Here is a 20447-nt window from a genome sequence, read left to right as displayed (position 1 = left end):
GCTTTTTTTTTGTTATGGTTAGACTCAGTAACCTTCCAAAAGGACTGAGCCATGACACTACATTGTGCATTTATTGGATTTGGCAAAAGCACCACGCGTTACCACCTTCCGTATGTTCTTAACCGAAAAGAGACCTGGCACGTGGCCCATATCTATCGCCGCCGCGCGAAGCCAGAAGAGCAGTCTCCGCAGTATTCCCATATTCATTTCACCAGCGATCTTGATGAAGTGTTAAATGATCCGCAGGTGAAGCTGGTGGTGGTCTGTACCCACGCCGACAGCCACTTTGACTACGCAAAACGCGCGCTGGAAGCAGGTAAAAACGTGCTGGTGGAAAAACCGTTCACCCCGACCATCGCCGAAGCGAAGGAACTCTTTGCGCTGGCGAAAAGCAAAGGGCTGACCGTCACGCCGTACCAGAACCGTCGCTTTGACAGCTGCTTCCTGACGGCAAAAAAGGCAATCGAAAGCGGCAAGCTCGGCGAGATCGTTGAAATCGAAAGCCACTTCGATTACTACCGCCCTGTGGCAGAAACCAAACCCGGCCTGCCGCAGGACGGTTCGTTCTACGGTCTGGGCGTACACACCATGGACCAGATCATCTCCCTGTTTGGCCGCCCGGACCACGTGGCGTACGACATCCGCAGCCTGCGCAATAAGGCCAATCCGGACGATACCTTCGAAGCACAGCTGTTCTACGGCGACCTGAAAGCCATCGTCAAAACCAGTCATCTGGTGAAAATCGACTACCCGAAATTTATCGTTCACGGCAAGAAAGGCTCATTTATCAAGTACGGCATCGACCAGCAGGAGACGAGCCTGAAGGCCAACATCATGCCGGGCGAACCGGGCTTTGCGGCAGATGATTCCGTGGGCGTGCTGGAGTACGTGAACGACGAGGGCCTGACGGTCAGGGAAGAGCTGAAGCCGGAAACGGGCGATTATGGACGCGTCTACGATGCGCTGTATGAAACCCTCTCCAGCGGCACGCCGAATTACGTCAAGGAATCTGACGTTCTGACGAACCTGGAAATCCTTGAACGGGCCTTCGAACAGGCTTCCCCTGCCACGGTAACCCTCGCAAGATAAGCAAAAATGGCTCCTTTGTGCTTGTTCTAAATTTTTGAACAGAGGAGTCAATTTTCACCCTCTATGATCCCTGAGCGTTTGCGTCCACACTTACTCCATCGAAACGAACTGAGGGTGAAAACAATGATCTACTTACGCAAAGCAAACGAACGTGGTCACGCGAATCATGGCTGGCTGGACTCATGGCATTCATTCTCGTTTGCCGACTACTACGACCCGAACTTCATGGGCTTCTCCGCGCTGCGCGTCATTAACGACGACGTGATTGATGCAGGCCAGGGCTTCGGTACCCACCCGCACAAGGACATGGAAATCCTGACCTATGTGCTTGAAGGGGCGGTTGAGCACCAGGACAGCATGGGCAATAAAGAGCAGGTTCCGGCGGGCGAGTTCCAGATTATGAGCGCGGGGACCGGGGTGCGTCACTCTGAGTACAACCCGAGCAAAACGGAAAAACTGCACCTGTATCAAATCTGGATCATTCCAGAAGAGACCGGCATCACGCCACGCTACGAACAGCGCCGCTTCGATGCGAAACAGGGTAAACAGCTGGTGCTCTCCCCGGATGCGCGTGAAGGTTCCCTGAAAGTGCATCAGGATATGGAGCTGTACCGCTGGGCGCTGGCGAAAGATGAACAGTCTGTGCACCAGATCGCCGCCAACCGCCGCGTCTGGATCCAGGTGGTGAAAGGCGAGGTGTCCATCAATGGCACCAAAGCCACCACCGCCGATGGCCTGGCAGTCTGGGATGAGCAGGCGCTCTCCGTGCATGCCGACAGCGAAAGTGAAATTCTGCTGTTTGATCTGCCGCCGGTCTAAATAATTTCTCAACCTTCCCTTTAAACGGGGAAGGTTGAGCTTTGTCCGTGATAAACTGAGCAAATCTCTCACTTCAAGATTTCTCAGGACGATGAAAAAGAAACGCCCCGTACTTCAGGATGTCGCCGATCGCGTCGGTGTGACCAAAATGACGGTCAGCCGTTTTTTACGTAACCCGGAGCAGGTTTCCGTGGCGTTGCGTGGCAAGATTGCCGCCGCCCTTGATGAACTGGGTTATATCCCCAACCGCGCGCCCGATATTCTCTCTAATGCGACCAGCCGTGCGGTGGGCGTCCTGCTTCCTTCCTTAACCAACCAGGTTTTCGCTGAAGTGCTGCGTGGCATCGAAAGCGTGACCGATGCCTTTGGTTATCAGACCATGCTCGCCCACTATGGGTACAAGCCGGAACTGGAAGAGGAACGTCTTGAATCGATGCTTTCCTGGAACATTGACGGCCTGATTTTAACGGAACGTACTCACACCCCGCGCACGCTGAAAATGATTGAAGTGGCAGGCATTCCGGTGGTGGAGCTGATGGACAGCCAGTCGCCGTGCCTCGACATCGCCGTGGGGTTCGATAACTTTGAAGCGGCGCGTCAGATGACGGCGGCGATCATCGCCCGCGGTCATCGCCATGTGGCCTATCTGGGTGCGCGTCTGGATGAACGTACTATCATCAAACAGAAGGGATACGAGCAGGCGATGCTCGACGCCGGTTTAACCCCGTACAGCGTGATGGTGGAGCAATCTTCCTCTTATACGTCGGGTATTGAGCTGATGCGTCAGGCGCGACGCGAGTATCCGCAACTGGACGGTATTTTCTGTACCAACGATGACCTTGCGGTCGGCGCCGCGTTTGAGTGTCAGCGCCTGGGTTTAAAAATCCCGGATGATATGGCGATTGCCGGCTTCCACGGCCACGACATTGGCCAGGTGATGGAGCCGCGTCTGGCAAGCGTCCTGACCCCGCGTGAACGCATGGGCCGCATTGGTGCAGAACGCCTGCTGGCGCGCATTCGTGGTGAGGCAGTTACCCCTAAAATGTTAGATTTAGGTTTCACCTTGTCACCGGGTGGATCTATTTAATCCGACAAATTTGAAGTAGCTCACACTTATTCACTTCACGCACGTTTGGATATTGCTTCTCTTATGCCCCGGCAGGACAATGTTACCGATAACTGTTACCCGTAACAATTGACTGAGGGACACCCTTTGAGCACGACTAATCACGATCACCACGTTTACGTCCTGATGGGCGTGTCCGGTAGCGGTAAATCTGCCGTGGCGAGCGAAGTGGCGCATCAACTCCAGGCTGCGTTTCTTGATGGTGACTTCCTCCATCCGCGCAGCAACATCATGAAAATGGCTTCCGGCGAGCCGCTGAATGACGACGACCGCAAACCCTGGTTGCAGGCGCTGAATGATGCCGCGTTCGCGATGCAGCGCACCAATAAAGTCTCCCTGATAGTCTGTTCCGCGCTGAAAAAAACCTATCGCGACCTGCTGCGCGATGGCAACCCGAACCTCTCTTTCATCTACCTGAAAGGCGATTTCGGGGTAATTGAAAGCCGCCTGAAGGCGCGTAAAGGCCACTTCTTCAAAACCCAGATGCTGGTAACGCAGTTCGAAGCGTTGCAGGAGCCGGGGGCTGACGAACAGGATGTCTTAGTGGTTGATATCGATCAGCCGCTGGAAGGTGTTGTTGCCAGCACCATCGAGGTTATTAATAAAAGGCAGTAAGTTTTGAGTACATTAACGCTAGTTTTGACAGCAGTGGGTTCCGTATTGCTGCTGCTGTTTTTAGTGATGAAGGCACGTATGCACGCCTTCGTTGCTTTGATGGTGGTTTCTATTGGTGCCGGTCTCTTTTCCGGAATGCCGCTCGACAAAATTGCGGCGACGATGGAAAAAGGGATGGGCGGCACGCTCGGCTTCCTGGCCATCGTAGTCGCGCTCGGCGCGATGTTTGGCAAGATTTTGCACGAGACGGGCGCGGTCGATCAGATTGCCGTCAAGATGCTGAAATCCTTCGGACACAGCCGTGCGCACTACGCGATTGGTCTGGCCGGTCTGATTTGCGCGCTGCCGCTGTTCTTTGAAGTGGCGGTGGTGCTGCTCATTAGCGTGGCGTTCTCCATGGCACGCCATACCGGTACCAACCTCGTGAAGCTGGTCATACCGCTGTTTGCGGGCGTGGCGGCGGCGGCGGCGTTTCTGCTGCCGGGGCCTGCGCCGATGCTGCTGGCTTCCCAGATGCATGCTGACTTTGGCTGGATGATCCTGATTGGCCTGTGTGCGGCGATCCCGGGGATGATTATCGCCGGTCCGCTGTGGGGCAACTTCATTAGCCGTTACGTTGAGCTGCACATTCCGGATGACATCTCCGAGCCGCACCTGGGCGAGGGCAAAATGCCGTCCTTCGGCTTCAGTCTGTCGCTGATCCTGCTGCCGCTGGTGCTGGTGGGCCTGAAAACCATCGCTGCGCGTTTTGTGCCGGTGGGGTCAACCGCTTACGAATGGTTCGAATTTATTGGCCATCCGTTCACTGCGATCCTGGTGGCGTGTCTGGTCGCGATTTACGGCCTGGCGATGCGTCAGGGCATGCCAAAAGATCGCGTGATGGAGATATGCGGTGCCGCGCTACAACCGGCGGGTATTATTCTGCTGGTGATCGGGGCGGGCGGCGTGTTCAAGCAGGTGCTGGTGGATTCCGGTGTGGGTCCGGCGCTGGGCGAAGCGCTGACCGGAATGGGCCTGCCGATTGCGGTCACCTGCTTCGTGCTGGCCGCGGCGGTGCGTATCATTCAGGGCTCCGCGACCGTGGCGTGCTTAACCGCGGTGGGGCTGGTGATGCCGGTGATTGAACAGCTGAACTACTCCGGCGCGCAGATGGCGGCGCTCTCTATCTGTATCGCGGGCGGTTCGATTGTGGTTTCTCACGTGAACGACGCAGGCTTCTGGCTGTTCGGTAAATTTACCGGCGCAACCGAAGCGCAAACCCTGAAAACCTGGACGCTGATGGAAACTATCCTCGGCACGACGGGTGCGGTTGTCGGGATGATTGCGTTTACGCTGCTGAGCTAACGAGACCGTATTTTGTCGGGTGGCGGCTTCGCCTTACCCGACCTACAAAAAAATCAGGTCCCGTAGGCCGGGTAAGCGTAAGCGCCACCCGGCTTTTTTACATCTTCACCCTTTCATCCATGCCCGGATCCCATCCAGGAACATCTGCGTCGCCATCATCACCAGAATCAGCCCCATCAGGCGCTCGAGGGCGTTCACGCCTTTCTCGCCCAGCAGGCGCAGGAACAGCGACGACTGCAGCAGAATAATAAATGTCCCGCCCCAGGCGATCAGCAGGGCAATGACCAGATGGCTCATCTGATTCGGATACTGATGCGACAACAGCATCAGCGTTGCCAGAATCGTTGGCCCGGCGACCAGCGGAATCGCCAGCGGCACGATAAACGGTTCTTCACCCGCAGGCAGGCCGCTGCTGCTGCCTTCCGCGCTCGGGAAAATCATCTTTATGGCAATCAGGAACAAAATGATCCCGCCGGAAATGGAGACCGTTTCGGCGCGTAAGTTCAGGAAAGCGAGGATTTTTTCACCGGCGAACAGGAAGATAAACATCACCAGCAGGGCGATGAGCAGCTCGCGGATCATGATCGCCCGACGGCGCTTCGGCTCGGTGTGCTTCAGCACCGACATGAAGATCGGCAGATTACCGAGCGGATCCATAATCAGGATCAATAAAACCGCTGCGGAAATGATTTCACTCATCTTAAATTATCCCTGATACTTATTGTGGTCATTGCGATGATTAGCACTTTTTCTGATTGCCGGGCAATCATCGATTAATTTCGCTTGCGACTTTGGCAGCATTTTGTAATGTGAAGCATATCCCAGTTCAATACTGGCTTGCACAATCAGCACACACCCCTTGCAGGAAAAAAATGCTATGAAAAACGTTGGTTTTATCGGCTGGCGCGGTATGGTCGGCTCTGTACTCATGCAACGCATGGTTGAAGAGCGCGATTTCGACGCTATCCGCCCGGTCTTCTTCTCCACTTCCCAGCTCGGCCAGGCTGCACCGTCCTTTGGTGGTACCACAGGCACGTTGCAGGATGCTTACGATCTGGAAGCGCTGAAGGCACTCGACATTATTGTGACCTGCCAGGGCGGCGATTATACCAACGAAATTTATCCGAAGCTGCGTGAAAGCGGCTGGCAGGGCTACTGGATTGACGCGGCCTCTTCGCTGCGTATGAAAGACGATGCCATCATCATTCTCGACCCGGTTAACCAGGATGTCATCACCGACGGCCTGAACAACGGCGTGAAAACGTTTGTTGGCGGTAACTGCACCGTCAGCCTGATGCTGATGTCCCTCGGCGGCCTGTTCGCACAGGATCTGGTGGAGTGGGTCTCCGTAGCGACCTATCAGGCGGCGTCCGGCGGCGGCGCGCGTCATATGCGCGAGCTGCTGACCCAGATGGGCCAGCTGCACCAGAGCGTCGCGACCGAGCTGGCAAACCCGGCGTCCGCGATCCTCGATATCGAGCGTAAAGTCACTCAGCTCACCCGCAGTGGCGAATTGCCGGTGGATAACTTTGGCGTACCGCTGGCCGGCGGCCTGATCCCGTGGATCGACAAACAGCTGGATAACGGCCAGACCCGCGAAGAGTGGAAGGGCCAGGCTGAGACCAACAAAATCCTCGCCACCGCGAACACCATTCCGGTTGACGGTCTGTGCGTGCGTATCGGCGCGCTGCGCTGCCACAGCCAGGCTTTCACCATTAAACTGAAAAAAGATGTGTCTATTCCGACCGTGGAAGAGCTGCTGGCCGCGCACAACCCGTGGGCGAAAGTGGTGCCAAACGATCGCGATATCACCATGCGCGAACTGACCCCGGCAGCCGTTACCGGCACGCTGACCACCCCGGTTGGCCGCCTGCGCAAGCTGAACATGGGACCGGAGTACCTCTCCGCGTTCACCGTTGGCGACCAGCTTCTTTGGGGTGCCGCCGAGCCGCTGCGCCGCATGCTGCGCCAGCTGGCGTAATAATTTGTTAAACACCGGGGGTGAATGTCACCCCCTTTTTTTGCGTACTACATGGAGTAAAACGCAGATGTCTTATTTTTTATCAGGAGGGCCCACGACGTTGGCTATGCTTTAAGGAAGATTTATTTCTCACCTGAGGGTAGGGCGGAGCAGAGAGGATTAACTGCACCGTTTAGGTCACATTAAAAGTCGTCCCGGAGCGCGTAAAAAGGGCGACATAAAAAAACAGGATGAATACCATGTCCGATCGTATTTCGAGAGACGTGATTAATGCGCTTATTGCGGGTCACTTTGCCGACCCCTTTTCTGTGCTAGGGATGCACCGTACAGAGGCCGGACTGGAAGTTCGGGCGCTGTTACCGGATGCAACAGAAGTGTGGGTTATCGAACCCAAAACCGGCCGCAAGGTGGGTAATCTGGAATGCCTCGACTCGCGTGGCTTCTTCTCGGGCGTCATGCCCCGCCGTAAAAATCCTTTTCGTTATCAGCTTGCCGTTATCTGGCACGGTCAGCAAAACCTGATTGATGATCCCTATAGCTTCGGCCCGCTCTTAAAAGAGATGGACGCCTGGCTGCTGTCCGAAGGGACCCATTTACGCCCCTACGAAACGCTGGGTGCCCATGCGGATACCATGGACGGTATCACCGGCACGCGCTTTGCCGTATGGGCGCCAAACGCCCAGCGCGTCTCCGTCGTCGGGCAGTTCAACTACTGGGACGGTCGTCGTCACCCCATGCGCCTGCGCCGGGAAACCGGTATCTGGGAGCTGTTTATCCCCGGCGCGCACAACGGTCAGCTCTACAAATTCGAGATGATCGATGCCAACGGCAAGCTGCGTATTAAATCCGACCCGTACGCCTTTGAGGCCGAACTGCGCCCGAATACCGCCTCGCTGATTTGCGGCCTGCCGGAGAAGGTTGTCCAGAGCGAGGAGCGCAAGCAGGCCAACCGCTTTGATGCGCCGATCTCCGTCTATGAAGTGCATCTCGGCTCCTGGCGTCGCCACACCGATAACAACTTCTGGCTGAGCTATCGCGAGCTGGCGGACCAGCTGGTGCCGTACGCCAAATGGATGGGCTTTACCCATCTGGAGCTGCTGCCAATCAACGAACACCCGTTCGACGGTAGCTGGGGCTATCAGCCGACCGGGCTATATGCGCCTACGCGCCGCTTCGGCACGCGCGATGACTTCCGCTATTTCATTGATGCCGCGCACGCCGCCGGACTGAACGTGATCCTCGACTGGGTGCCGGGCCACTTCCCGTCGGATGATTTTGCGCTGGCAGAGTTTGACGGTACGAAGTTGTACGAGCACAGCGATCCGCGCGAAGGCTATCACCAGGACTGGAACACGCTGATCTACAACTACGGTCGCCGTGAAGTGTCAAACTACCTGGTCGGGAACGCGCTGTACTGGATCGAACGTTTCGGCATTGATGCCCTGCGCGTCGATGCGGTGGCGTCGATGATCTACCGCGACTACAGCCGCAAAGAGGGTGAGTGGATCCCAAACGAGTATGGCGGGCGTGAAAACCTCGAAGCGATTGAGTTTCTGCGCAACACCAACCGCATCATCGGCGAGCAGGTGGAAGGCGCCGTGACTATGGCGGAAGAGTCAACCGACTTCCCGGGCGTTTCCCGTCCACCGGCAATGGGCGGCCTGGGCTTCTGGTACAAGTGGAACCTCGGCTGGATGCACGACACGCTCGACTACATGAAGCTTGACCCGGTTTATCGTCAGTATCACCACGATAAGCTCACCTTCGGGCTACTCTACAACTACACCGAAAACTTCATGCTGCCGCTGTCGCACGATGAAGTGGTACACGGCAAGAAATCCGTTCTCGACCGCATGCCGGGGGACGCGTGGCAGAAGTTTGCCAACCTGCGCGCCTATTACGGCTGGATGTTCGCCTTCCCGGGCAAAAAGCTGCTGTTTATGGGCAACGAATTTGCGCAAGGGCGCGAATGGAACCACGACACCAGCCTTGACTGGCATCTGCTGGAAGGCGCGGACAACTGGCACCATGGCGTGCAGCGTCTGGTCCGCGACCTGAACCTGACCTATCGCCACCACAAAGCGCTGCACGAGCTGGACTTCGATCCGTACGGCTTTGAGTGGCTGGTGGTGGACGGCCACGAGCGCTCGGTGTTTGTCTTTGTACGACGTGATAAAGCCGGTAACGAGATCATCGTCGCCAGCAACTTCACGCCGATACCGCGCGAACACTACCGCTTCGGCATAAACCAGCCGGGCAAATGGCGCGAAATCCTTAACACCGACTCCATGCACTACCACGGCAGCAACGCCGGTAACGGCGGGCTGGTACAGAGCGACGCCATCGAAAGCCACGGTCGTCCGAACTCCCTTGGCCTGACGCTGCCGCCGCTGAGCACAATCTGGCTGGTGCGGGAGGGAGAATGACGCAGCTCTCGGCAGGTAAACCCGAACCGCTCGGGGCGAGTTTTGACGGAAAGGGGGTGAACTTTACGCTCTTTTCTGCCCACGCTGAGCGGGTGGAACTCTGTGTGTTTGACGGGGAAGGTAACGAACACCGTTACGATTTACCGGCGCGCACGGGGGATACCTGGCATGGCTACCTGCCCGGAGGACGGCCGGGGATGCACTACGGTTTTCGCGTACACGGCCCCTGGGAGCCCTCTCAGGGGCACTGGTTTAACCCGGCGAAGCTGCTGATTGACCCATGTGCGCACCGCGTGGACGGCGAGTTTAAAGACGGCCCGCTGTTCCACGTTGGCTACGGCGAACCAGACCACCGCGACAGCGCACCCGTCGCGCCCAAAAGCGTGGTGGTACACGATCTCTACGACTGGGAAGACGATGCCCCTCCGCGCACGCCGTGGGGCAACACCGTTATTTATGAAGCCCACGTCAAAGGGCTGACGTATCTGCATCCGTCAATCCCCAAAGAGATGCGCGGTACCTACAAAGCGCTTGGGCATCCGACGATGGTCGCGTACCTGAAGCACTTAGGGATCACCGCCCTGGAGCTATTGCCCGTGGCGCATTTTGCCAGCGAGCCGCGGCTGCAGCGTCTTGGGTTAAGCAACTACTGGGGCTACAACCCGCTGGCGATGTTCGCCCTCGACCCGCGCTACGCGGTGCATCCGGAGAAGGCGCGGGATGAGTTTCGCGATGCGGTGAAGGCGCTTCACGCGGCGGGTATCGAGGTCATTCTGGACGTGGTGTTGAACCACAGTGCAGAAAGCGATCTTGATGGCCCGACGCTCTCACAGCGCGGAATCGATAACCGTAGCTATTATTGGATCAGGGACGACGGCGATTACGAGAACTGGACCGGGTGCGGTAACACCCTCAACCTCAGTCATCCGGCCGTTACGCATTACGCGTACGCGTGCCTGAAATACTGGGTTGAGACGTTCCACGTGGACGGTTTTCGTTTCGACCTGGCGCCGGTAATGGGGCGCACCCCGGCGTTCAGCCAGCAGGCGCCGCTGTTTGAGGCCATCAAAAACTGTCCGGTGCTTTCAAAGGTGAAGCTGATTGCGGAGCCCTGGGACATCGGCGAGGGCGGTTATCAGGTGGGGAACTTCCCGCCGCTGTTTGCCGAGTGGAACGACCACTTCCGCGATGCCGTCCGCCGCTTCTGGCTGACGCGCGATCTGTCGCTGGGGGAGTTTGCCGGTCGCTTTGCCGGCTCCAGCGATCTCTTTAAGCGTGACGGCAAACGTCCGTCGGCCACCATTAATCTGGTGACGGCGCACGACGGTTTTACGCTGCGCGACTGCGTTTGTTTCAATCAGAAACACAATGAGGCAAACGGCGAAGAGAATCGCGATGGGACTAACAACAACCATAGCTTTAACCATGGTATAGAAGGGTTAGGCGGAAGTCTGGATGTGATCGAGCGGCGACGCGCCAGCGTTCATGCGCTGCTGACGACGCTTTTGTTGTCGCAGGGCACGCCGATGCTGCTGGCGGGCGATGAGCACGGTCACAGCCAGCACGGCAACAACAACGCCTATTGCCAGGACAACACCCTGACCTGGCTCAACTGGGAAGAAGCGAACAGCGGGTTGACCCATTTCACCGCGGCGCTGATCCATCTTCGCCAGCACATCCCCGCGCTCACCGCCGACTGCTGGTGGGAAGAGGGCGACGGCAACGTTCGCTGGCTGAATAAAGACGCGCAACCGTTAAGCGCGCAAGAGTGGCAACACGGCATACCCTGTCTGCAAATCCTGCTTTCGGATGCGTGGCTGGTGACGCTGAACGCGACGGATGACGTCGCAGAGATTGTTTTACCTGACGGGGAATGGCGAGCCATTCCTCCCTTTGCCGGAGCGGATAATCCGGTTGTTATGGCTGTCTGGCACGGGCCTGCGCACGGAGTGTGCGTATTCCAAAGATGATAAAAAAGGAGTTAGTCATGGTTAGATTAGAGAAGAACGATCCGTTAATGTTGGCGCGCCAGCTACCATTAAAAACAGTTGCCCTGATCCTCGCGGGCGGGCGTGGTACCCGTCTGAAAGATTTGACCATCAAGCGCGCCAAACCGGCCGTTCACTTTGGTGGTAAGTTCCGTATTATCGATTTTGCACTCTCCAACTGCCTGAACTCAGGCATTCGCCGTATTGGCGTCATTACCCAGTATCAGTCGCACACGCTGGTGCAGCACATTCAGCGCGGCTGGTCATTCTTCAGCGAAGAGATGAACGAGTTTGTCGATCTGCTCCCGGCGCAGCAGCGCGTTCACGGGGAGAACTGGTATCGCGGCACGGCGGATGCCGTGACCCAGAACCTCGACATCATTCGCCGCTACAACGCGGAATACATCGTTATCCTCGCCGGGGACCACATCTACAAGCAAGATTACTCCCACATGCTGATCGACCACGTCGAAAAAGGTGCGCGCTGCACCGTGGCGTGTCTGCCGGTGCCTGTTGCAGAAGCAACCGCGTTTGGCGTGATGCATGTAGATGGCGATGACAAGATTATCGACTTTGTCGAAAAACCGGCGAATCCGCCAACCATGCCGGGAGACGACACCAAATCGCTCGCCAGCATGGGGATCTATGTCTTTGATGCCGATTATCTTTATGAGCTGCTGGAAGAAGACGACAAAGACGAAAACTCCAGCCACGACTTCGGTAAAGACATCATCCCGAAAATTACCAAAGCTGGCATGGCGTATGCACATCCTTTCCCATTGTCCTGCGTGCAGTCCGATCCGAATGCGGAACCTTACTGGCGCGACGTCGGCACGCTGGAAGCGTACTGGAAAGCCAACCTCGATTTGGCATCTGTGACGCCTGAACTGGATATGTACGACCAGAACTGGCCGATTCGCACCCATATGGAATCGCTGCCGCCGGCGAAGTTCGTCCAGGATCGCTCCGGCAGCCACGGTATGACGCTGAACTCGCTGGTCTCTGGCGGGTGCATTATCTCCGGTTCGGTGGTGGTGCAGTCCGTGCTGTTCCCGCGCGTGCGTATAAACTCATTCTGTAATATCGATTCGGCAGTCCTGCTGCCGGATGTCTGGGTAGGGCGCTCATGTCGTCTGCGTCGCTGCGTTATCGACCGTGCCTGCGTCATTCCCGAAGGGATGGTGATTGGGGAAAACGCGGAAGAAGATGCACGTCGTTTCTACCGATCGGAAGAGGGGATCGTGTTAGTAACACGGGAAATGTTGCGGAAGCTGCAAATCAAACAGGAGCGATGATGCAGGTTTTACACGTATGTTCTGAGATGTTCCCGTTGTTAAAAACGGGCGGACTGGCGGATGTTCTTGGTGCATTACCGGCGGCGCAAATTGCCGGAGGGGTGGATACCCGCGTGTTGTTACCCGCTTTTCCGGATATCCGGCGTGGTATTCCCGATGCGAAGGTTGTTACCCGCCGCGAGACCTTCGCGGGACGTATCACCCTGCTGTTTGGACATTACAATGGCGTAGGTATTTACCTGATTGATGCGCCGCATTTATACGACCGACCCGGCAGCCCGTATCACGATACCAACCTGTACGCCTATACCGATAACGTGCTGCGCTTTGCCCTGCTCGGCTGGGTGGGGGCGGAGATGGCCGTCGGGCTGGATCCGTTCTGGCGTCCGAACGTGGTGCACGCGCACGACTGGCATGCGGGGCTGGCTCCTGCGTATCTGGCGGCGAAAGGACACCCGGCGAAATCGGTGTTTACGGTGCACAACCTGGCGTATCAGGGCATGTATTACGCGCATCATATGAATGACATCGATCTGCCATGGTCGTTCTTTAACATGCACGGACTGGAGTTTAACGGACAGATTTCGTTCCTGAAGGCCGGTCTGTACTACGCCGACCACATCACGGCGGTCAGCCCAACCTACGCGCGGGAAATTACCCAGCCGGAGTTCGGTTACGGTATGGAAGGGCTACTGCAACAGCGCCACCGTGAAGGTCGTCTGTCGGGCATTCTGAACGGCGTGGATGAACAGATCTGGAATCCGGAAACGGACCTCCTGCTGGCAGCGCGCTATGGTCGCGACTCCGTGGAGGACAAAGCGGAGAACAAGCGTCAGCTACAGATTGCGATGGGGCTGAAGGTCAACGACAAGGTACCGCTGTTTGCGGTGGTCAGCCGCCTGACCAGCCAGAAAGGGCTGGATCTGGTGCTGGAAGCGCTGCCGGGATTACTGGAGCAGGGTGGGCAGCTTGCGCTGCTCGGCGCGGGCGACCCGGTATTGCAGGAAGGTTTCCTCGCGGCCGCGGCGGAACATCCGGGGCAGGTGGGCGTGCAGATTGGCTATCACGAAGCGTTCTCGCACCGCATCATGGGCGGCGCAGACGTGATTCTGGTGCCGAGCCGTTTCGAGCCCTGCGGCCTGACGCAGCTCTATGGTCTGAAATACGGCACGCTGCCGCTGGTACGCCGCACGGGCGGGCTGGCGGATACGGTGTCTGACAGCTCCCTGGAAAACCTGGCGGATGGTATCGCCAGCGGGTTTGTTTTCGAGGACAGTAATGCCTGGTCGCTACTTCGGGCGATCCGGCGTGCTTTCGTCTTGTGGTCCCGTCCATCCCTGTGGCGTTACGTACAACGTCAGGCGATGTCCATGGACTTTGGCTGGCACGTTGCGGCGCAGTCCTACCGCGACCTTTATCAACGCTTGATGTAACGAGGCGAAGTTACTGATATGAATGCTCCATTTAGCTACTCTTCCCCCACGCTCAGCGTTGAGGCGTTGAAACACTCCATCGCCTATAAGCTGATGTTTACCATTGGGAAAGATCCCGTTATTGCCAACAAACATGAGTGGCTGAACGCCACGCTGTTTGCGGTGCGTGACCGTATGGTCGAACGCTGGCTGCGCTCCAACCGCGCCCAGCTCTCGCAGGAGACGCGACAGGTGTATTACCTGTCGATGGAGTTTTTGATTGGTCGCACCCTCTCCAATGCGCTGTTATCGCTCGGGATTTATGACGACGTCAAAAACGCACTGGAAGAGATGGGGCTGGACTTAGAAGAGCTGATTGACGAAGAGAACGACCCGGGGCTGGGTAACGGTGGTCTCGGGCGTCTTGCCGCCTGCTTCCTCGATTCACTGGCGACGCTGGCGCTGCCGGGACGCGGGTACGGTATTCGCTACGACTACGGCATGTTCAAGCAGAACATCGTTGATGGCCGTCAGAAAGAGTCGCCGGACTACTGGCTGGAGTACGGTAACCCGTGGGAGTTCAAGCGCCACAACACGCGCTACAAGGTGCGTTTTGGCGGGCGTATTCAGCAGGAAGGGAAAAAATCCCGCTGGGTGGAAACCGAAGAGATCCTCGCCGTGGCCTATGACCAGATTATCCCCGGCTACGACACCGATGCGACCAACACGCTGCGCCTGTGGAACGCGCAGGCCAGTAGCGAGATCAACCTCGGTAAATTCAATCAGGGTGACTACTTCGCGGCGGTGGAAGATAAAAACCACTCTGAGAACGTGTCCCGCGTCCTGTATCCGGATGACTCGACCTACTCGGGCCGCGAGCTGCGTCTGCGTCAGGAGTATTTCCTCGTCTCGGCAACGATTCAGGATATCCTTAGCCGTCACTATCAGCTGCACAAAACCTATGCGAATCTGGCGGAGAAAACGGCGATTCACCTCAACGATACCCATCCGGTGCTGTCGATCCCTGAGCTGATGCGCCTGCTGATTGACGAGCATAAGTTCAGCTGGGATGACGCGTTTGAAGTGACCTGCCAGGTGTTCTCGTACACCAACCATACGCTGATGAGTGAAGCGCTGGAGACGTGGCCGGTGGATATGCTCGGCAAAATTCTGCCGCGCCACCTGCAAATCATCTTCGAGATCAACGACTACTTCCTCAAGACCTTGCAGGAGCAGTACCCGAACGATACCGGCCTGCTGAGCCGCGCCTCGATCATTGATGAATCCAATGGTCGCCGCGTACGCATGGCCTGGCTGGCGGTGGTGATCAGCCATAAGGTTAACGGGGTTTCAGAGCTGCATTCGAACCTGATGGTGCAGTCGCTGTTTGCAGACTTTGCGAAGATCTTCCCGACGCGTTTCTGCAACGTGACCAACGGCGTCACCCCGCGCCGCTGGCTGGCGCTGGCGAACCAGCCGCTGTCTGACGTGCTGGACGAAAATATCGGCCGCACCTGGCGCACCGATTTGAGCCAGCTGAGCGAGCTTGAGCAGCACATTGATTTTCCGACGGTGAACAAAGCCGTACGGGAAGCCAAGCTGCTGAACAAGAAACAGCTGTCAGTCTGGCTGGCGATGCATCTCAACGTGGTGGCGAACCCGAAAGCGCTGTTCGACGTGCAGATCAAACGTATCCACGAGTACAAGCGTCAGCTGATGAACGTCCTGCACGTCATCACTCACTACAACCGCATTAAGGCTGACCCGACGGCGGAGTGGGTGCCGCGCGTGAAAATCTTTGCCGGTAAGGCGGCCTCCGCGTACTACATGGCGAAGCACATCATTCATCTTATCAACGATGTGGCGAAGGTAGTGAACCAGGATCCGGACATTGGTGACAAGCTGAAAGTGGTGTTTATCCCGAACTACAGCGTAAGCCTGGCGCAGCTGATTATTCCGGCGGCGGATCTCTCTGAGCAGATTTCCACGGCGGGGACGGAAGCATCCGGCACCAGCAACATGAAGTTTGCCCTGAACGGCGCGCTGACCATCGGCACGCTCGACGGCGCAAATGTCGAAATGCTGGAGCATGTGGGCGCGGAGAATATCTTTATCTTCGGGAATACGGCGGAAGAGGTAGAGGCGCTGCGCAAGCAGGGCTACTCGCCGCGTGAGTATTATGAAGAGGATGAAGAGTTACGCCAGGTGCTGACGCAAATCGCCACCGGGGTGTTTAACCCTGAGGAGCCTGGGCGCTATCGTGACCTGGTGGACTCGCTGATTAACTTTGGCGATCACTATCAGGTGCTGGCGGATTACCGCAGCTACGTGGATTGTCAGGATAAGGTGGACGAACTGTACCGTCAGCAGGAGAAGTGGACCAGCGCCGCGATGCATAACATCGCCAACATGGGATACTTCTCGTCAGACAGGACCATCAAAGAGTATGCCGAGAATATCTGGCATATTGATCCGGTGAGGTTGTAAAACAAAGCCGGGTGGCGGCTCCGCCTTACCCGGCCTACTCGATCCTGTAGGCCCGGTAAGCGCAGCGCCACCGGGCATTTTTTGTCACCCTCAGGACGCCAGTGACAATTCACGCTTTCCCGCATGCTGTTGCAACCATTGCGCCACGCGAGACTGCTGCTCGGCATTCAGCCACATCCCTTCTTTAGTACGACGCCAGATGGCATCGTCCAGACGGCGCACCCACTCGTGTTCCACCAGGTAGCGCAGTTCCGCTTCGTACAGCTCATGGCCAAAATGCTCGCCCAGATCGGCAATCTCTTTCGCGTCGCCGAGGAACAGTTCGGTATTGCTGCCGTAGGTGCGGGCGTAGTGGCGCGCCATTCCTTCGGTAATGAACGGGAAGCGGCGACGCAGCTTCGCGGCGTAATCGTCGCGGTTATTGCCGATATCGCCGCCAGGCAGCACGGCGCCTTTCGTCCACGCCGGGCCGATGCCTTTGTAATACGGCGCCAGTTTCTCCAGCGCATGCTCCGCCAGTTTACGGTAGGTGGTGAGCTTACCGCCAAACACCGACAGCAGCGGCGCCTGACCGTCCACGTCATGAATATCAAGCGTATAGTCACGGGTGATGGCCTGCGGTGAGTCAGACTCGTCATCACACAGCGGACGCACGCCGGAGTAGGTCCAGACCACGTCATCGCGCGCCAGCTGTTTTTTAAAGTGCGCGTTGTACACTTTCAGCAGGTAGCTGACTTCGCTCTCTTCAATCTCAACGTTTTTCGGATCGCCCTTGTACTCCACGTCAGTGGTGCCGATGATGGAGAACTCGTCCATCCACGGGATCACAAACACGATGCGCTTGTCTTCGTTTTGCAGGATATAAGCCTGCTTCTGGGTATGCACGCGCGGCACCACAATGTGGCTGCCCTTGATCAGGCGGATGCCGTACGGAGAAGGCAGGTGCATACCGTCATCGAAGAACTGTTTCACCCACGGGCCGGTGGCGTTCACCAGGCCGCGCGCTTTCCAGCTAAACTTCTCGCCGGTATCCACGTCTTCCGCTTCCACGATCCACAGGCCGTTTTCGCGGCGCGCGGCGATCGCGCGGGTACGGGTTTTCACCTCGCCGCCTTTCTTCTCGACCATCTGCGCGTTAGCCAGCACCAGACGCGCATCGTCCACCCAGCAGTCGGAATATTCGAAACCGCGCACGATTTCAGGCTTAAGGACCGATTCTGAGCCAAAACGCAAACCGGTCGAACCCGGCAGGCTGGTGCGTTTACCCAGATGATCGTACATGAACAGGCCGATGCGGATCATCCACGCCGGACGCAGGTGCGGGCGGTGGGGCAGGCGGAAGCGCATCGGGATCGCCAGATGCGGAGCCATTTTCAGCAGCACTTCGCGTTCGGCCAGCGCTTCGCTGACCAGGCGGAATTCGTAGTGTTCCAGGTAGCGCAGGCCTCCGTGGATCAGCTTGGAGCTGGCGGACGACGTCGCGCAGGCGAGATCGTTAGCTTCCAGCATCAGCACGGATAAACCGCGTCCTGCGGCATCAACCGCAATACCGGCACCGTTGATGCCCCCGCCTATCACAATCAGATCTTTGGTTTCCATAACACCCTCATGCACTTTCGTTAAAGCTCAAAAATGTTCGATATCGCTCATAATAGCAAAGGAACGCGCTTTTGGTAACATCAAAAAAACAATTTAGAGTGATATGGATAACATAATGGCGTTTACCCGCCGCCAGGACGTACACTACGGGGTAAAATGGTGCGACTAACTTTTCTCCCTCTCCCTGTGGGAGAGGGCTGGGGTGAGGGCACCAGAGCGCACCCAACCAGAACAACAGAAAGAGAACACCATGGATCAGTTTGAATGTATTAACGTAGAAGAAGCCCATCAGAAGATGCACCAGAAAACCGCGGTGCTGGTGGATATCCGCGATCCGCAGAGCTTTGCGATGGGCCACACGCCGGGCGCGTTCCATCTCACCAACGACACGCTGGGCGCGTTTATGCGCGATAACGACTTCGACACGCCGGTGATGGTGATGTGCTATCACGGCAACAGCAGTAAAGGCGCGGCGCAGTATCTGCTCCAGCAGGGTTACGACGCGGTATACAGCGTCGATGGCGGCTTCGATGCATGGCATCGTCATTTCCCGGCAGAAGTTGAATACGCGTTTGAGCGCTGATCCCGCTATACTGTCCCCTTTTGTGTGGAAATAAGCGACCACTGCCCATGTTGATGATCACCTCTTTTAGCAACCCGCGCGTCGCCCAGGCGTTTGTCGACTATATGGCGACGCAGGGCATTATCCTGACTATTCAGCAGCATACACAGACGGATGTCTGGCTGGCAGACGAAAGCCAGGCTGGGCGCGTGAACGCCGAGCTGGCGCGTTTCCTGGAAAACCCGGGCGACCCGCGTTATCTGGCAGCAAGCTGGCAATCCGGCCAGACCGACAGTGGCCTGCACTATCAACGTTTTCCGTTTCTCGCCACCCTCCGCGAGCGCGCAGGACCGTTTACGCTGCTTTTGATGGCAGCCTGCATCATCGTCTTCATTATTATGAGCGTGGTGGGCGACCAGAGCGTGATGATTGCCCTCGCATGGCCGTACGATCCCTCCCTGCAATTTGACGTCTGGCGCTACTTCACGCATGCGCTGATGCACTTCTCGGTAATGCATATCCTCTTTAACCTGCTGTGGTGGTGGTATCTCGGCGGGGCGGTGGAGAAGCGGCTCGGCAGTGGCAAGCTGATTGTGATCACCCTTATCAGCGCCCTGTTAAGCGGCTATGTGCAGCATAAATTCAGCGGTCCGTGGTTTGGCGGGTTATCCGGCGTGGTGTACGCCCTGATGGGTTACGCCTGGCTCAGAGGCGAGCGCGACCCGGAAAGCGGCATCTATTTACAACGTGGATTAATAACCTTTGCGTTAATATGGCTTATTGCCGGATGGTTTGATCTGTTTGGTATGTCTATCGCCAATGGTGCGCACGTTACCGGCCTGGCGGTCGGGCTGGCGATGGCGCTGGCCGATACGCTCCATGCGCGAAAACGAACATAATTCCCAGGGATATTTCATGAAACAAACACAACGTCATGACGCCATTATCGAACTGGTAAAAAAACAGGGATACGTCAGTACTGAAGAGCTGGTGGAGCAGTTTGCCGTCAGCCCGCAAACCATCCGTCGTGACCTCAACGACCTGGCCGATCAGAACCGTATTCTGCGCCATCACGGCGGCGCGGCGCTGCCGTCCAGCTCGGTGAACACCTCATGGCATGATCGTAAGGCGACGCAAACGGCAGAGAAAGAGCGTATCGCCCGTAAAGTGGCGAGCCAGATCCCGAACGGCGCGACGCTGTTTATTGATATCGGCACCACGCCGGAAGCGGTCGCCCATGCGCTGCTGAATCACGAGAACCTCCGCGTGGTGACCAACAACCTGAACGTGGCCAACACGTTGATGCAGAAAGACGATTTTCGCATCATCCTCGCGGGCGGCGAACTGCGCAGCCGCGACGGGGGCATTATCGGCGAAGCGACGCTCGATTTTATCTCTCAGTTCCGCCTCGATTTCGGCATTCTGGGGATCAGCGGCATCGACACCGACGGCTCGCTGCTGGAGTTTGATTACCACGAGGTGCGCACCAAGCGCGCGATTATTGAGAACTCGCGCCACGTGATGCTGGTGGTGGATCACTCGAAATTTGGCCGCAATGCGATGGTCAACATGGGCAGCATTAGCATGGTGAATGCGGTCTACACCGACGAGATGCCGCCGGCGGGCGTGTTGCAGGTGATTAAGGATAACAATTTGCAGCTGGAATTGTGCTAGCGGTTGTGTCGGGTGGCGCTGCGCTTACCC

General features: G+C 57.1%; 16 protein-coding genes. 14 read left to right on the top strand and 2 right to left on the bottom strand.

The window, feature by feature from the left end; all coding sequences use genetic code 11:
* Positions 1–51 precede the first annotated feature (51 nt).
* The 5 genes from L2Y28_RS20925 (at position 52) to gntU (ending at position 4993) form a co-directional block, all read left to right on the top strand.
* The gene (locus L2Y28_RS20925; RefSeq protein ID WP_022649651.1) at positions 52–1089 is read left to right on the top strand and encodes an oxidoreductase; all 1038 of its coding nucleotides are present in this window, start codon (positions 52–54) and stop codon (positions 1087–1089) included.
* A gap of 123 nt (positions 1090–1212) precedes the next feature.
* Positions 1213–1908 (top strand): pirin family protein, encoded by a 696-nt coding sequence (locus tag L2Y28_RS20920; RefSeq protein WP_003861565.1) that lies wholly within the window; start codon positions 1213–1215, stop codon positions 1906–1908.
* 91 nt (positions 1909–1999) lie between these two features.
* On the top strand, positions 2000–2995 hold the full coding sequence (gene gntR, locus L2Y28_RS20915) for a gluconate operon transcriptional repressor GntR (protein WP_003861567.1): 996 nt from the start codon (positions 2000–2002) through the stop codon (positions 2993–2995).
* 126 nt (positions 2996–3121) lie between these two features.
* A complete protein-coding gene (gene gntK / locus L2Y28_RS20910; protein ID WP_003861569.1) occupies positions 3122–3649 on the top strand; it encodes a gluconokinase in 528 nt (175 codons plus the stop codon).
* Positions 3650–3652: 3 nt separating this feature from the next.
* Entirely contained in the window at positions 3653–4993 is a 1341-nt protein-coding gene (gene gntU / locus L2Y28_RS20905; RefSeq protein WP_017693851.1) for a gluconate transporter, read from the top strand.
* 105 nt (positions 4994–5098) lie between these two features.
* Here gntU and yhgN read toward each other — a convergent pair whose 3' ends face one another.
* Complete coding sequence (yhgN, locus tag L2Y28_RS20900; protein ID WP_003861574.1) at positions 5099–5692, bottom strand: NAAT family transporter YhgN; 594 nt, start codon at positions 5690–5692, stop codon at positions 5099–5101.
* Between the two features lie 178 nt (positions 5693–5870).
* On the opposite strand from yhgN, the gene asd reads away from it, so the two are divergent.
* The 6 genes from asd (at position 5871) to glgP (ending at position 16582) form a co-directional block, all read left to right on the top strand.
* The gene (asd, locus tag L2Y28_RS20895) at positions 5871–6974 is read left to right on the top strand and encodes an aspartate-semialdehyde dehydrogenase (protein WP_022649649.1); all 1104 of its coding nucleotides are present in this window, start codon (positions 5871–5873) and stop codon (positions 6972–6974) included.
* A 239-nt stretch (positions 6975–7213) separates the two neighbouring features.
* A complete protein-coding gene (gene glgB, locus L2Y28_RS20890) occupies positions 7214–9400 on the top strand; it encodes a 1,4-alpha-glucan branching enzyme (protein WP_022649648.1) in 2187 nt (728 codons plus the stop codon).
* On the top strand, positions 9397–11370 hold the full coding sequence (glgX, locus tag L2Y28_RS20885) for a glycogen debranching protein GlgX (protein WP_022649647.1): 1974 nt from the start codon (positions 9397–9399) through the stop codon (positions 11368–11370). Before glgB ends, glgX begins: the two co-directional genes overlap by 4 nt.
* A 17-nt stretch (positions 11371–11387) precedes the next feature.
* Complete coding sequence (gene glgC, locus L2Y28_RS20880) at positions 11388–12683, top strand: glucose-1-phosphate adenylyltransferase (RefSeq protein WP_003861582.1); 1296 nt, start codon at positions 11388–11390, stop codon at positions 12681–12683.
* Positions 12683–14116 carry a glycogen synthase GlgA gene (gene glgA / locus L2Y28_RS20875; RefSeq protein ID WP_022649646.1) on the top strand — a complete coding sequence of 478 codons (1434 nt, stop codon included), beginning with the start codon at positions 12683–12685 and terminating at the stop codon, positions 14114–14116. The genes glgC and glgA overlap by 1 nt, the downstream gene beginning before the upstream one ends.
* An 18-nt stretch (positions 14117–14134) precedes the next feature.
* On the top strand, positions 14135–16582 hold the full coding sequence (gene glgP / locus L2Y28_RS20870) for a glycogen phosphorylase (RefSeq protein ID WP_022649645.1): 2448 nt from the start codon (positions 14135–14137) through the stop codon (positions 16580–16582).
* A 90-nt stretch (positions 16583–16672) separates the two neighbouring features.
* On the opposite strand, the gene glpD is transcribed toward glgP, so the two are convergent.
* Entirely contained in the window at positions 16673–18181 is a 1509-nt protein-coding gene (gene glpD, locus L2Y28_RS20865) for a glycerol-3-phosphate dehydrogenase (RefSeq protein ID WP_022649644.1), read from the bottom strand.
* 250 nt (positions 18182–18431) lie between these two features.
* On the opposite strand from glpD, the gene glpE reads away from it, so the two are divergent.
* From glpE to L2Y28_RS20850, 3 genes are read left to right on the top strand one after another with little or no spacing between them, the layout of a single operon-like run.
* Positions 18432–18764, top strand: coding sequence for a thiosulfate sulfurtransferase GlpE (glpE, locus tag L2Y28_RS20860; protein ID WP_022649643.1), 333 nt, complete (start codon positions 18432–18434; stop codon positions 18762–18764).
* 47 nt (positions 18765–18811) lie between these two features.
* Entirely contained in the window at positions 18812–19642 is an 831-nt protein-coding gene (gene glpG, locus L2Y28_RS20855; RefSeq protein WP_022649642.1) for a rhomboid family intramembrane serine protease GlpG, read from the top strand.
* Between the two features lie 16 nt (positions 19643–19658).
* Complete coding sequence (locus L2Y28_RS20850) at positions 19659–20417, top strand: DeoR/GlpR family transcriptional regulator (protein WP_022649641.1); 759 nt, start codon at positions 19659–19661, stop codon at positions 20415–20417.
* The last annotated feature ends 30 nt before the right edge of the window (positions 20418–20447 follow it).

Origin of the sequence: Enterobacter sp. JH25, from assembly GCF_021725435.1 — a bacterium.
GTDB lineage: Bacteria > Pseudomonadota > Gammaproteobacteria > Enterobacterales > Enterobacteriaceae > Enterobacter > Enterobacter intestinihominis.
The sequence above is the reverse complement of the archived record's forward strand: the minus strand, read 5'-3'. Positions and strand labels throughout refer to the sequence as shown.